The organism is Methylobacterium fujisawaense (genome assembly GCF_014138435.1).
Taxonomy (GTDB): domain Bacteria; phylum Pseudomonadota; class Alphaproteobacteria; order Rhizobiales; family Beijerinckiaceae; genus Methylobacterium; species Methylobacterium fujisawaense.
In genome coordinates this window covers 479,368-493,243 of the sequence record NZ_JACJIM010000002.1, presented here as the reverse complement: position 1 = coordinate 493,243, position 13,876 = coordinate 479,368, and the positions used below count along the sequence as shown (strand labels likewise).

Annotated in this window: 9 protein-coding genes; 4 read left to right on the top strand and 5 right to left on the bottom strand. The window is 67.3% G+C overall.

Translation table 11 applies throughout. The annotated features are described in order from the left end of the window. The first annotated feature begins 119 nt into the window (after nucleotides 1-119). The gene (locus GGQ91_RS07230; protein ID WP_182591676.1) at nucleotides 120-1,169 is read left to right on the top strand and encodes a hypothetical protein; all 1,050 of its coding nucleotides are present in this window, start codon (nucleotides 120-122) and stop codon (nucleotides 1,167-1,169) included. A gap of 554 nt (nucleotides 1,170-1,723) precedes the next feature. Here GGQ91_RS07230 and GGQ91_RS07225 read toward each other — a convergent pair. The 3 genes from GGQ91_RS07225 to GGQ91_RS07215 all read right to left on the bottom strand — a co-directional run bounded on the left by GGQ91_RS07225 (nucleotide 1,724) and on the right by GGQ91_RS07215 (nucleotide 6,053). Further along, entirely contained in the window at nucleotides 1,724-2,941 is a 1,218-nt protein-coding gene (locus tag GGQ91_RS07225; RefSeq protein ID WP_043346491.1) for a flagellin N-terminal helical domain-containing protein, read from the bottom strand. Nucleotides 2,942-3,200: 259 nt separating this feature from the next. After that, the gene (locus GGQ91_RS07220) at nucleotides 3,201-4,628 is read right to left on the bottom strand and encodes a hypothetical protein (protein ID WP_343066767.1); all 1,428 of its coding nucleotides are present in this window, start codon (nucleotides 4,626-4,628) and stop codon (nucleotides 3,201-3,203) included. A gap of 147 nt (nucleotides 4,629-4,775) precedes the next feature. Then, nucleotides 4,776-6,053, bottom strand: coding sequence for a lipase family protein (locus tag GGQ91_RS07215; protein ID WP_182591674.1), 1,278 nt, complete (start codon nucleotides 6,051-6,053; stop codon nucleotides 4,776-4,778). 261 nt (nucleotides 6,054-6,314) lie between these two features. On the opposite strand from GGQ91_RS07215, the gene GGQ91_RS07210 reads away from it, so the two are divergent. Then, nucleotides 6,315-7,265, top strand: coding sequence for an SGNH/GDSL hydrolase family protein (locus GGQ91_RS07210; RefSeq protein ID WP_244539019.1), 951 nt, complete (start codon nucleotides 6,315-6,317; stop codon nucleotides 7,263-7,265). A gap of 83 nt (nucleotides 7,266-7,348) precedes the next feature. Further along, nucleotides 7,349-7,618, top strand: a complete 270-nt coding sequence (locus tag GGQ91_RS07205) for a hypothetical protein (RefSeq protein WP_043346497.1) — start codon at nucleotides 7,349-7,351, stop codon at nucleotides 7,616-7,618. 100 nt (nucleotides 7,619-7,718) lie between these two features. Here GGQ91_RS07205 and GGQ91_RS07200 read toward each other — a convergent pair whose 3' ends face one another. Continuing rightward, the gene (locus GGQ91_RS07200) at nucleotides 7,719-9,338 is read right to left on the bottom strand and encodes a methyl-accepting chemotaxis protein (protein ID WP_043346512.1); all 1,620 of its coding nucleotides are present in this window, start codon (nucleotides 9,336-9,338) and stop codon (nucleotides 7,719-7,721) included. A gap of 336 nt (nucleotides 9,339-9,674) precedes the next feature. Between GGQ91_RS07200 and GGQ91_RS07195 the strand changes: the two genes are divergently transcribed. Next, nucleotides 9,675-12,008: a putative bifunctional diguanylate cyclase/phosphodiesterase gene (locus GGQ91_RS07195; RefSeq protein WP_182591673.1), complete on the top strand. Its 2,334-nt coding sequence runs from the start codon at nucleotides 9,675-9,677 to the stop codon at nucleotides 12,006-12,008. A 7-nt stretch (nucleotides 12,009-12,015) separates the two neighbouring features. Here GGQ91_RS07195 and GGQ91_RS07190 read toward each other — a convergent pair whose 3' ends face one another. After that, complete coding sequence (locus GGQ91_RS07190; protein ID WP_343066766.1) at nucleotides 12,016-13,782, bottom strand: acyl-CoA thioesterase; 1,767 nt, start codon at nucleotides 13,780-13,782, stop codon at nucleotides 12,016-12,018. Nucleotides 13,783-13,876 lie beyond the last annotated feature (94 nt).

Here is a 13,876-nt window from a genome sequence, read left to right as displayed (position 1 = left end):
CAGATATCGTCCCGCGGAGGACCGGCATGCGGCAGGCTTTGCAACGTCCCCGCGGCAACGCTCAGGCGCGCGGTCACGGGGCAAGATCGGGTCTGGCTGTCCTGAGCGCGGGTTTCGCTGTGGCCGGGCTCCTCGGACCGGCCAAGTTCGCGAAGGCCGAGGACGGCCCGAGCTATCTGGAGGACCGGCGTGGCGTGTTCCTGCCTTTCCTGAATGCACCGCAACCCGGCGACGCCATCGCGCAGTCGCCGCGGCTCGGGCTCTCCCTCGGCGGCGCGCCCCGGCCCGTGTTGGTGGATACCGGCTCGACCGGCATCGTGGTCTCGGCCAGCCGCATCCCCGACAACGCGACGCTGCCCAGCCAGCCTGGGCGCATCACCTACACGAGCTCCGGTCGCATCATGATCGGCCGCTGGATACGCGTCTCGGTAGTCCTGTGGGGCCGCGACGGCGAGAACGTGGCGACGCGGCCGATCCCGGTCCTCGCGGTCGACCGCATCGCCTGCATCGCGCAGGCCCGCCACTGCACCCCGGAAGAGGCGCCGGAGCACGTGGCCATGCTGGGCATCGGATTTGGCCGCGAGGACGACAGCCAGAGCCAGAGCACGCCCGACACCAATCCCCTGCTCAATGCGGAGCCGTCCGGCCCCGGTGCGATCCGGCGCGGCTACGTGCTCACCGCCCGAGGCGTCCATGTCGGCCTGACGCGCGCAAACACCCAAGGCCGCTACCGCTTCGTCAAGCTCGATCCCCACCCGCGCGTGCCGGGCGACTGGCTGGGCGTGCCCGTGTGCATTTCCGTCGACGGTCGGGAGCCGGGCGCCTGCGGCCGGGCACTGCTCGACACCGGCGTCACCGCCATGTTCCTGACCCTGCCGCCCGCGGAGCTGGCCACCAGCCTTCAGACCGACGCGACCGGTCACAGTGCGCTCCTTCCCGGAACGCGACTGCGTTTTCGCTTCGGCGCCGCCGCCGCTTACACGGTCATCGTCGGCGACCACGCCACGGGACTCGCACCGGAGCGCATCGTTCTGAACACCACGCGCCCGCAACCCTTCGTCAATACGGGGCTGCACGTCCTGAACGGTTTCGATGTCCTGTTCGACGCCGACCGCGGATATTACGGCTTCCGCGCCCGCGGCGCGGTCCCGGACGCCGACCAACCGTGAGCCGACGCCACGACGCCGGGAAACAACGGCAGCCTCGCCCCGATGCTTGTCGGGGCATGCAAGATCGCTTTGACGCGCCAGCGTCTTCAGGACTTGGCCGCGCAGATCAGGTGGCCGGGCGGCGACCTCGCCTACCCGCCGTAGGGAAGATGATCCCTTCTCTGCGCCCCAGTCACAGGGCTTGTTCGAAGCCGTGCGAGCCGACAGACGAGAAATCCGTCGGGTTGTCCGATCTCTAAGCCGCAACGCATCCTGGAGACGATCGGGTCCCTGCCGCTGAAAGCGTAATCGACACGATTCCCGCATCCTCGGGGACCGCACCCATGGATCCGCCCCGGTCCAGGCTGGCGGGCTGTCGAATGGTTTCGAGGACGCGCTTGCCGAAGCGCGTCGGTATTCGGGGCGTGGCGCAGCCTCTCACGCCGTATCGGCTGCGTCCCGCGATGCCATCGGCGTTCGAAAGGAATCCGTCGTTGTCCGACGCTTCTCATGCAAACGGCCGGAGCGTCGCTCCGGCCGTCATGGCGATGATGTGACGAAGGCTTAGCGCAGGATTAGCGCAGGAGCTGGAGGACGCCCTGCTGCGCGGAGTTGGCCAGGGACAGGGCGGAGATGCCCATCGACTGCCGGGTCGACAGCGCCTGGGAGTTGGCCGCTTCCTGGTTCAGATCGGCGTTGGTCAGGTTGGCCGAGCCGGTCTGCAGCACGTTGATCAGCTGCTTGGAGAAGTCCTGGCGGTTCTGCACGACCGACAGGTTCGAGCCGAGCGCGCTCGCCGCGGAGTTCAGCGTGTTGCCGGCGCTCGTCAGGGTCGACAGGGTCTTGTTGACGTCCGAGTTCAACAGGAAGTTGCCGAGGCCGTTCTGGCTGGACGTGCTGTTCGAGTTGGTGATCGACGACAGGCCCAGGCCGCTGGACGTGGCATCCACCGAGGCGACGTTCAGGTTCGAGCTGCCGGTGTCGTTGAACTTGATGTTCATGTCATTGCCCTTGCCGGCAATGAGGTTGACGCCGTTGTAGCTGGCATCGCCGGCGAGCTGCGTGATCTGGTTGAGCAGGTTGTTGTACTGGCTCGCCAGAGAGGCGCGCTGCGACACGCCGGAGATCGAGAGGTCGCTGGAGACGACGGTGGTGGCGGCGGTGCCGTAGGTCGAGGCGGTGGTGCTCGATCCGGTGAAGCCGAGCGCCGTCTGGCTGCCGGAGTTCTGAAACTCCACATCGGCCTGGGCGTTCAGGACGATCTTCGTGCCGGTGCTGTCAGCCGAGAAGATCGCGCCTGCGCCGAACGAGCCGCTGGACGAGGTCGACGCCGAGCTGACGGCGGCGTTCAGGGCCGCGACGGTGGCGCTGATGCTCGACGAGGCGGCGATGGTGGCCGACACGGAGGTGCCGTTGATGGTCAGGAGCACCGTCTGGGAGGCGGTGCTGGCGCTGTAGGCGTTGGCGGCGGTTCCGGTGGTGGAGAGCTGGGTCGAGAGGGCCTGGTTGGCGATGGACTTGGCCTGATCGACCAGCTTCTGGATCGAGGTGATGCCCTGGTTGGCGGCCTGGATCGTCTGGACGCCGTTGGAGATGCCGTCGAGCAGGGTGTTCAGGTTCGAGGACCGGGCGTCGAGGGACTGGGAGGTGAAGAAGTTGGTCGGGTTGTCGAGGGCGGAGTTGACCGTCTTGCCGGTGGCGAGGCGGTTCTGCGTGGTCGCCATCAGCTGGGCGGTATCCTGCAGGGAGAGCAGGTTCTGGCGTGTCGCGGCCGACAGGGTGATGGAAGACATGGATCGCTAACTTTCCAACCGGAGCAACCCGATTCTCGGGGATCGCTTAAGAATACCGCTTAAGGTTAAATACGGATTAACTGCGCGAGTATTTTCAGCGCCCCGCCGCTCCTTCCGAAACCCTGTGCCGGCGCTAGGCTCATCTGCCCGCTGCAGCACAGGCCGGTATCGGCTGATTGGAGACTTGATCACGCGCGGTCGCTCATGCCGCCTGATATCTCAGCGGTCGGACCGGTACGGCGAGCCGCGCGAAGGGAAGTCAATCGAGTGCGTAGCCGAGCAGGCCCTCGGTCGTGTGCCCTTCACAGCCCGCGAGGGTCGATACGAAGTGATCGCGACCGCCGGCATTGCAGCGGTAGATGGGGTGGCTGCCGGGCCTGGGGGTCTCGAAGACGTAGCCGGTCTGCCCCAGCGGGGTCTGCCCCTCGCAGCGCACGTCCCGGCTGAGGAAGTGATCCTGTCCCGCCACGCAACTCATCAGTCTTGCGGTCCCGGGGGCCGAAAGCGTCAAGACGCTGCCGACGCTGCCCTCGGCCCTGTAGGCGGGCGCGACATAGCCCGTCGTGACCCAGTGTCCGGCGGGACCAATGGCGCGCCGCAAGGGCAAACGGTCGGCACCGCGGGTCGCGCGCGCCTCGGCGATCCGCCACGTGCCCGGGTAAGGGTCGCCGCCCGAGAAGAAGACGGTGATGTCAGGCAGGAAGGGCGTGAGACTCCCCGTACCGTCCCGCCGGAAGCCCGGACTGTGATTGAGATAGAAGCCGGTCACGTCGGAGTTCAGATAGCCGAGCGGCGTCCAACGTGCCGGTGACCCGCTCAACAGGACCTTCAAGGGCATCTTGAACAGGCCCATCTGGTAGGTTTCGCGGTCGGGGTTGCGGGCCGGATCCTTGCAGGCCACCTGATGGCACACGCGACCCGGAAGCCCGGTGATGACGTAGACGTCTCCCGTCTTGGCATCGTACGCGAAATCGGAGTTCGGATTGATGGTCGCTCCATCGGTCGTCCCGTTGGGGATTCGCACCGGCGCCCCGAAATGGATGCCGTCCGCGGTGTGACGGACGTAGAGATCGCCGAAGCCGGCAACGCCCTGTGGTCCGGTGAGGTCCGTCGTGAAAACGAAGAGACCGGACTTGCCGTCCGTGAACGACGCCGGCTGACCGGTGCCGTAATTGCCCTGCGCCACCGCCGGGTTAAGCGGCCTGATGACCGGTTCAGGATAGTCGACCCACGTCACCTTGTCGTTCGAGAATGCGAGACCGGTCTGATTGTTGTTCCCAGGCTGGTTGTCCGCGCCCGAATAGTACATCGCATAGGTGTAGGTCTGGCCGTCCCCTGGGTTGACGAAGCGGCCCCGGATCACGCTGGGATCACAGACGTATTGGCGGTTCCAGGAGCCGGGCGTCGGCTTGAACACGATCCGGGCCGGCGAGAAGCCGGTCTGCGGGTCGTAGGATCGATGGAAGATGACATCGGTCTGGCCCTGACCGCACCACCAGAAATCGGTGACGCCGTTCTCCGAGATGATGCTGGGCGCGTAATTGTAGCCGGCCGGATTCGCCTCGTTGACGAAGAGGGGCTGCGCGTCCGGTCCCTTCCAGTCGGCCTCGACCCGGGCCGGCAGGGCGAGCGACGCCAGCACCAGGGCGAAAAGGGCGCCGATGCGCAGGGTAGAACCGGGCTTCACTCTCACGATCTCCCGCGATGCGCGCCGTCCGTTTCAACGCCGGCCGGAGCACCTGTCCCGAGACTGGCGACCTGAATAAGGCGGCCCTGCAGCCGACGGCCTGAACGCCTGGATCGCGGGTGGGTCGGCATCCGACCGGCGCCGACCCTACGGGTCCTGCGCAGGGGCGACGGGGCGTCGGCAGTTCGGACGGAGGGCGCGACCCAGGAGCGATTGCCGGCCCAGGATCATCTCGAAGAAATCGTATTCTCCGGGCCTGAAATTGGCTTTCAGGAACTGGAAGTGCATGTGGAACGGCCGAAGACGCAAGCGCTTGTAGTCACATTGCGGTATCCGGTCCTTGACCCCAGCCGATCGTATCAATGGATTGTGGGCGAGAAAGGCCGGTCTCTCGAGACCGATGTCGAAAATGGGGTTGAACCCGTAGCAGTTGAGCCAATCCTGCGGCGCCTGATAGTCACACCAGACGATGCGGTCGCTGTAGACGAGCGACGCGATGCGTGCGCGGATTCCCACGGCTTCTTTCGGCAACGCGACGAAGGGAAGCCCCGAGCCCAGCGTGACCAGGGACAAGCGGGGTAGGGGCTGATCGTCCGTACCGAGGCGCGCGAGGATCCGGGCGGCGACCTCCACGGCCATGGCAGCGCCGAGGGAATGACCGACGATCATGACCTCATCGGGCGCCTCCGCCGGATGCGCACGCCATTGTGCCAGTTCCGTCAGGATTCGCTCGCTGAAGAGCGCGATTCGCGCCTCGTAATCCGGTCGCCGGCCCGTGGCATGCTGCCAGAAGAAGATGCGGATGCTCAGGATATGCCAGAAGAACAGCCGGCCCAGCGCCTTGCGGATGGCGTAGAGACCCGCGCCCGCGGCCACGGCGCAGATCAGCGCCGCCCCGACCGTTTCCATCGGCGATAACGGTTTCAGGACGGCGAAGAGCGCCGTGCCGGCCGAGATCAGCAGGGCCGGGACGACGAAGACGACGAAGAACGGAAAAGCGCTCAGCAGGGTGTAGGGCCATCCGAAGCGCGCCGTCTTGAAAAACAACCCCTGTGCGAGCCCCGAAACGACGCTTCTTGCCAGCAGCGCCAGCTGGCGGAGCACGGGCCGGGAGAGATCCGCGTGGACGATGTCGCTCCAGATCAAGGTCTCGCAACAGACGGCGGCGCCGTCGCCATCGGCCGGCGGGCCGACCGTCCAGGTCCGGCTGAGACCGTCGGCGCTGGTCCGGATCTCCGAGACCGCGCGCGGCATGGTCCCGAACCGGGCCGTATGCCGGCCGAGTTCCCGTTTGAAGAACGCAGGAAACCGGATCCCGCTGCGGGCGTCGAAGCCGTGAATGAAGAAAACGTGCCGTCGCCCGACCGGTGGCGGATGAAGGTCTCTCAACTTGAATGGGGTGAACGATAAGTAGCCGCGGACCATAGGATCGGACAAGGACCTGAGCACGCGAAAGCATTGTGGCGGTCGACGGCGCCGATGGGCGCGCGCTCCATTGCACGACCGAGCGGGCTCCTCAACAGCCCGCCGCGGAAGACGGTTCCGCCGCGAGCCATCATTCATCATCCGGACGTCCTGGGGATCTCCCTCCCATGACAGGGGGGGCGAGGTCAAAAGGCGCTGGCAGGCTGGAGAAAGACTGGACTTGTGAAAACTGAACCTCCTACGGTGCGAGACGCGGGGGCAGTGTTCAAGATTCGCATGCGCTTTTCGGGGGCCTTGAGAGCGTTTCGCACCGGCGCCCTCCGACGTCACGGGCTCGGCCACATCCAGGCTGGCTTCGATGCTGCGCCGAGCGGCTGCATCGTTCTGGTCGGAGACGCGCATGCGGCGCTCATGCCGCGACCGATCGTTCCGCGCCCCGTCCTGAACGCGGGCATCGCCGGAGCGACGGCGCGCTCCTGTGGCCGCGCCCTCGATCTGTTGCGCGCGCCCCTGCCGGCTCTGCTCGCCGTCCTGATCATCGGGACCAACGACATCCGCGCCCGCTCGGCGCTGTCGAAGGCGGCGACCGACGACTTCTTCGGGCAGACAGACCGGATCGTCGATCGCCTCCAGGCCTGGACCCTCGATACGCTCGTGGCGGCGTTACCCCCGACCCCTGCCGCGAAGGCATCGGAACGCGACCCTGCCGCGGTCGAAGTCTATTCGGATTGCCTCCGCGCTGTCTGCGTGCGCCGCGGCGTCTCGTTCTTCGATCCGTTTGCGGGATTGCGCGGCGCCCGTTTCGGCTTGGCCGAGGATGACGCCTTCGTCGATGGCACCTACCTGCGGGATTACACGGCCGTCGCCGCCCGCATCGCCAGCCACGTCCGGACGCACTTCAAATCCGAGCCCTACCTGGACAGCGCGCTCCCGGGTTTCGATGAAGAATATTACAGGAGCTGGTACGCCGACACGTGTCGGTATCCCCACGGGTTGGCGCGGCACTACCTCGATCTGGGATGGCGCGAGGGGCGAGACCCGAGCGGACAGTTCAGCACCGACGGCTATCTCGAAGCCAACGCCGATGTCCGCGCCGCAGGCGTCAATCCGCTGATCCACTTTCTTGAAGTCGGCTTCGCGCAAGGGCGGACGGGTTGGCAGAAGCCGCACCCGCGTCCGACCCGCTCCCCCCACGGCGACCCGGACGCCTGAACCGAAGACGGCCCGACAGCCCGGGACGCGCTCGTGACGGCAACCGTCGCAAAGCTGCCGCAGATTGGCGGCCAGATGCTTCCATGCGCCTCCTCCTCGCCGCCCCTGTCCTCGTCCTCATCGCCACGGGCGCAGCAGCCGGCGATACGCGCCTGGACGGAGCCGTGGTTGCGGGCAGTTTCGGAATGGGGGGGTCGGACTATTACGGCGATGTCCGCAGTCGCATGCCGTTCACCCGCGACGCGCCGCCCAGTCCGGTCGGGATAACCGACATCGAGCGCGTCCGGGCCGCACGCCGGCGTGCGGATGCCGGCGCCCGCCGGCCGGCCCATCGCTCCGCCCGTCGCGGCTGAACCGCCCCGGGCCTGACACTCGTCCCACTCGGTCCGTCCGAAGCGAAGGGCCGGGTCGGCAGAACCGGGACTGGACGATCCGGCCAAGGGGCGCGCCGCCTCAGTTCCGGTAGCGTTCGGCGAGGGCCATGAGGGCCTGGGCGAGTTCGGTGAGGTTGGCGGAGGCGGCCTCGACCTGCCGGGTGCCGGCCGCAGTCTGCTGGCTGGCCTGGCGGATGTTCTGGAGCGCGCCCATCACCTGCTCGATGCCGAGCTGCTGCTGGTTGGTCGAGGCGACGATCTGCTGGAAGGTCTGGACGTTCTCCTCCACCCGGGCGGTGATCTCCTCGATGGTCCGCTGCGTCGTGTCCGAGCGCGTCTTGCCGGCGGCGGCGCGCTTGACCGCCTCCTCGGTGAGCATCACCGAGGTGTTGATGCCCCGCTGGATCTCGCCCAGGATCCCCCGCACCTGGCCGGTGGCCGCCTTGGCCTGATCGGCCAGGAGCTTCATCTCGGAGGCGACCACCGCGAAGCTGCGCCCGCTCTCGCCGGCCGCCGCCGCCTCGATGGCGGCGTTGAGCGCCAGCAGGTGCGTGCGCTCCGAGATGTCGTTGACCGTCTCGATGATGTCGCCGATCGTCTGGGTCTTTTCCGACAAGCTGACGATGTTGCCGGCCACCGCCTCCGCCTGCTCGCGGATCGCCTCCATGGCCTTGGCGGTGTCGGACACGGCGCGCAGGCCCTGGCGGGAGGTCTGCGCGGTCGCCTGGGCGGTGGCGATCACCTCGGTGGCCCGCTTGCTGATCTGCGCGCCCGAATGGGTGATCTCGTCGACCGTCGCCGCCGTCTCCTGCACCGCCGCGAATTGCTGCTCCACCGAGGCCGCCTGCTCCTGCGCCGAGGCGCGGATCTCTGCCGCCGCCGCGTTCAGATCCGCCGTCGCCGCCCGGTTGGTCCGCGCCAGATCCGACAGACCCGCAACCATCGTGTTCAGCGTCGCTGAAAGTCGGCCCACTTCACCACCGGCGCGAACAGCCAACTGGCTGGACAGGTCGCCCTCGCCGACGCGGCCGACGAAGGCCATCACGCGCACCAGCGGCTGGACGATGAGGCGGTTAATGGCGATTCCGATCCCCAGGCAGATCAGGAGGGTGATGAGCGTTCCGCCCCACAGGGCGATGCTCTCGTTGCGCTCGCCCCGGGCCACGCGCTCGGCCAGAGCCGTCCGTACCACCTCTTCGAGGCCTTCGATGGCCGACAGCTTCTCGCGGAAGGTATCGAACAGCTGCTTGCCCTGACCGTCGGCTTCGATGCGGACCGCCTCGGCCCGTTTCGCCGGATCGGCCGCCATGCGGATGGCCGCCTCGCCGACCTCGGTCTGCCAGCTGCGAGCCGCCGCCACTGCGGCGGCGAGCAGGCGTGTCCGCTCCGCATCCTGACCGACGAGGCCCCTCAGCCGGTCGATCGCCTCGTCCAGCGTCTGACGGCCGGCTCGGTACGGTTCCAGGCTGCCGTCGCGCCCCGTGATCAGGTAGCCGCGCAACCCGGTTTCCTGGTTGAGCATGGCCGCGCGGAAGCTGTCGAGGGCGCGAACCAGCTGGTTTGACCGGCTTCGCGCGTCCGTCGCGTCCCGCAATTGATCGCCCGTAACCAGGACCGCACCGCTGCTGAGGACCGAGACCAGCGCGATGATCCCGATGGCACCGCCCAATATGCGGTTGAGACCCAGCGATTGGGGCATGGTCTGCTTCATCCTGCTCGGAGCTGCGGACGGCGCCGGATGGGCCGCGATCGAGGCATCGGGGCCTCTTAGCGCCGTCGCCCGGTCGATGCGAGGGACGGCCCTCCGTCCCGCCCCCGGCAAATGGCGCAACGACGGTCGCCTGGCCCGGACACCGCCGCCTGGGCGCCGTGATCACCGGAGGGGCGGCTGCCGAACTCCAGGCCGGAATTTACGAATTGTTCACCATCTAGCAAGTTGAACTTGTGCGGGCGAACCAATTCGTATGCATCTAAGCGCTGATATCCGGTGTTCTTGATCGTAACGGTTTTGCAACGAGCATTTGTGTCGCGGGAGATGCTGATTTCTTTCCTGATCGATACCGATCGCAAGGCTGATCCACTCGACGCGAACCTCAGGGCACGCGCGCGGATCGAGCAGCTCGACGTCGCCCTTCGTCTGGTGCCCTTCACGATTCTCGTGAGCCTGAGCGTCGTACAGGTCATCGTCTACCTGTTCTGGCAGCCCGGGAACCGCGCCTATCTCGCGGGCCTGGAAGCCCTCGTCCTGCCGCTGGCGGTCGTCTCACTCCGGCAGTGCTGGCGCTGGCGCTCGCAGCCCAAGCCGCTCGAGGTGCCATCCTCCTTCGTCAAGCGGCTCGTCCTCGCCGCGCAGATCTATGGCCTTCTCCTGGCCTCCATCCCGGTGATGCTGTTCGCCGGGGCCGATCCGAATGGGCGGCTCCTGATTGCCTCCAGCATGGCGGGCCTGATCGCGACGGGGATGAGCGCGGCGGTGCTGCCCCGAGTCGCCATCGGGTATGCCGGCCTGATCATCCTCGGCTCGTTCATCGCCCTCGCGGCGACGGGCGAGGCCTTCTACATCTATGTCGGCGTTCTGCTGTTCTTCTATGCGAGCTTCATCTGCTTCACGATCCTGCACCTCAGCCGTCTGCTCACGATGCGCGTCATCGCGCAGATCGAGCTGGAGCGGCAGCAGGAATTCACCCATCTCCTGCTCAACGAGTTCGAGGAGAGTGCCAGCGATTGGCTCTGGGAGACGGATGCCGACCTGCGGCTGCAGCACGTCTCGCCGCGCCTGATCGAGGTCGCCGGTTCCTCCGAGCGACAGCTCATGGGCCTGCCGCTGGAACGCCTGCTGCTCCCGCCGTTGGCGCCGCCCAAGAGCCATTCGAGCACGGCTCTCTGGAGCTGCATCGCGAAGCGGCGCGTCTTCCGGAATCTCCACCTGCAACTCGACATTGCCGGTGAGCGGCGGACCTGGTGCCTCTCCGGAAAGCCGACCTTCAACCGGGCCGGCGTGTTCTCAGGCTATCGCGGCGTCGGCTCCGATGTGACCGAGAAGCGGCGCTCCGAGGAGCGCCTGTCCTATCTCGCCCTGCACGATTCCCTGACCGATCTCCCCAACCGGGTTCTGTTCCACCAGCTTCAGGAGACGGCCCGGGCACGACTCGCGCAGGGCGACCGGTTCGCCGTGCTCGCCCTCGACCTCGACGAGTTCAAGAGCGTCAACGACACGTTCGGCCACGCCGTCGGCGACAAGCTCCTCACAGCCGTGGCCGAGCGGCTGCGGGGCTTCGAGAGCGCCGACGTGCAACTCGCCCGCCTCGCGGGCGACGAGTTCGCGGTGCTCGCGGCCGGGCGGAGCGCCCGGGACCTGCACGCCATCGAGTCCCTGGCGAGCGGCATCGTCGAGGCGCTCGCCTCGCCATTCACCGTCGACGGCATTCGGCTGACCGTCAGCGTCAGCATCGGGATCGCCATCGCGCCGCAGGACGGATGCCAGGAGATCATGCGGCGGGCCGATCTCGCTCTCTACCGCATGAAGAGCGAGGGGCGGAACGGTTACCGGTTCTACGAAGCCGAGATGGACGAGCGGATCGAGGCGCGGCGCGCCCTGACGTCCGATCTGCGGGGCGCGCTCGATCGGAACGAGTTCGTCCTCTACTTCCAGCCGATCGTGTCGGCCAAGGAGTGCCGCGTGGGTGGTTTCGAAGCACTCCTGCGGTGGAAGCATCCCGCACGGGGCTTCGTCTCGCCGGGCGACTTCATTCCACTCGCCGAGGAGACCGGCGTCATCATCCCCCTCGGGGAATGGATCCTCCGAGAGGCCTGCCGGATCGCCGCCGGCTGGCCGGAGGATGTCCGGATCGCCGTCAACCTCTCCCCCCGCCAGTTCCGGCATTCGGATCTGCCGCACCTCGTGCGCTCTGCCTTGCGGACGAGTGGACTGGCCGCCGCCCGCCTGGAACTGGAGGTCACCGAGTCGGTGTTCCTGGAGGCGACGCCGGCGATCAACGCCACCCTGTCCAGGCTGCGTGAGATGGGCGTGCGCCTGTCCCTGGACGATTTCGGGACCGGCTATTCGAGTCTCAGCTATCTGCGCCGGATCGCCTTCGACAAGATCAAGATCGACCAGAGCTTCGTCCGCGACCTGCCGCACGAGGGCAGCGCCGCCGCGATCGTGCGGGCCATCATCGACATGGCGACGCGCCTCGACATGACGATCACGGCGGAAGGGGTCGAGACGGACGCGCAGCGGATCTGCCTGCTCGACCAGGGATGCCACGAATTCCAGGGCTATCTCTTCAGCAAGCCGCTGCCGGCCGAGCAGGCGGCGGTTCTCGCGCGCAGCCGCAAGTTGCTTCCGACCGCCGTCCAGGCGGCGTGAGGTGCCGTCAGGCGCCGAGGGGCGCCACGCCGGCCGGGCTGGGCTCGCCCGTGACCGCGTGGGGCGACACCTTCGGCCAGTAGGGCAGGAAGCCCTCGACGATGGTGCGCGGGATATCGAGGGGCCGGTAGTGGACGGTATCCACGAACATCAGCGACTGCTCGCCGCGGCCGAGCAGGCCGTTGACCTCGCTGTGGATCTCGTGCGCCAAGGTCACGAATTTCCGGTTGTGGCTCGCGATGGAGATCCGGACGGTGACGGGCTCGAACTCCATGGCCTCCCGCCGGAAGTCGTGATGGAAGGACTTCGTCAGGATGTAGAAATCCGTCGATTTCAGGTCGAAATCCGGCATGCAGACGTTGAAGAACAATTCGCGCGCCTTGCCGACCCAGCGCACGTAATTGGCGAAATAGACGTTTCCGACCGAATTCGTATCGTCATAGGTCGGAATCAGGCGCAGGACGAACCAGTGGCCGTCGAAGCCGTGGGAGGCGACGGTGTCGGGCCGGTCGAGCGCGACGGGCACGGGCGCCGCCCGCGGCGCCCGCTCCGCCGCCGGAATCAACTGGTCGGCCGGCTGCGTTGCGCGCCATCCGAGGATCTGTGCGATCATCGGCAGGGCACCGATCAGCCCGATGAGCGGCGCGATGGCCAGGAGCGCCCAACTCGGCGCCAGATAGCCGGTGACGAAGATCAGGCACGCCGTCGCCCCGATCATGGCGTTGAGGACCGAGTCGTACCGCCGCGTCGCGCCGAGCGTCTCGCAGACGAGACAGGCCGCCGCGCCGACGAGGAGCGTGGCGAACGGCATCATCAGGTAGAGGAGCGAGAGATTCGCCCAGATCGCCGCCGCCGCCGTGGCGAGCGCCGCGCCCAGGATCCAGACCGGTGAGGACACGAGTCCCGCCGGCACGAAGGCGAGAAGCGGCGAATTGCTGCGCGCCGTGACCGAGGTCCCGAACCACCGCGTGGCGTTGTAGAAGCTGTCGATCGTGGTGGCGGCCGCGATCGCCGTCCAGACCACGAAGGCGGCTGTCGCACCTGCCACGGATTCCCGCCCGATCGCCTGCGCCACGGCCGCATAGGCCCCCGGCAGCCCGTCCGACGAGACGACCGGCACGCCGAGCCCCGCCCGCGCTGCGAGTAGGGCATTGAGCGTCAGCAGTCCGAGGAACAGGACGGCGCCGGTGACATAGGCCACCCGCACGGATCCCCCCGAACGCCGGATCTCGAGGGCGCGCTGCCAATGCTGGATGTCCATCCACGGGCCGAGCAGGAAGCCGACCAGGGAGGGCACGACCAGACCGTAGAAGCGCTCGTCGAAGGCGTGGACCGGGACCGTCCAGCCGTCCGGATGCCGGGGCAGGTCAACCAAGAGCAGCGCGCAGGCCGACAGTCCGAGGACCAGGGCGACGCCGTGGATCGTCCGGAGGCCGCGCAGCGGAACCGCATGCGCGATCGAGCAGGCGATGAGGATCAGGGCGACCAGGCCGACCACGGAGTCGCGGCCGAACAGCGGAAGCCACGCATAGGCGGCGAAGCCGAAGATCGTGATGGCGACGGCGAAGAACTGGGCCCCGAGGAACAGGAGGGCGTAGGGACCCTGCACGGACGCGACAATCGTGTCGATGCGCCGCCGGGGAGCGCCGAGTAGCCATCCGAACAGGCCAAGGCCCGTGGCATTCGGCAGAGCGAAGGCAAGAAACCCGAGCCATCCATACGTGAGGGTCACGTGGATCGCGTAGAAAAATCCGAGCCCCCAGAACCACGACAAAGCAATCGTCGGCGCCCAGGTCGCTGAGCGAATGAATTGGGAAGGCATTGTGGCCGCGAGCGCTCCGTACCGAGTGTTGCAATAGCGTATCAGA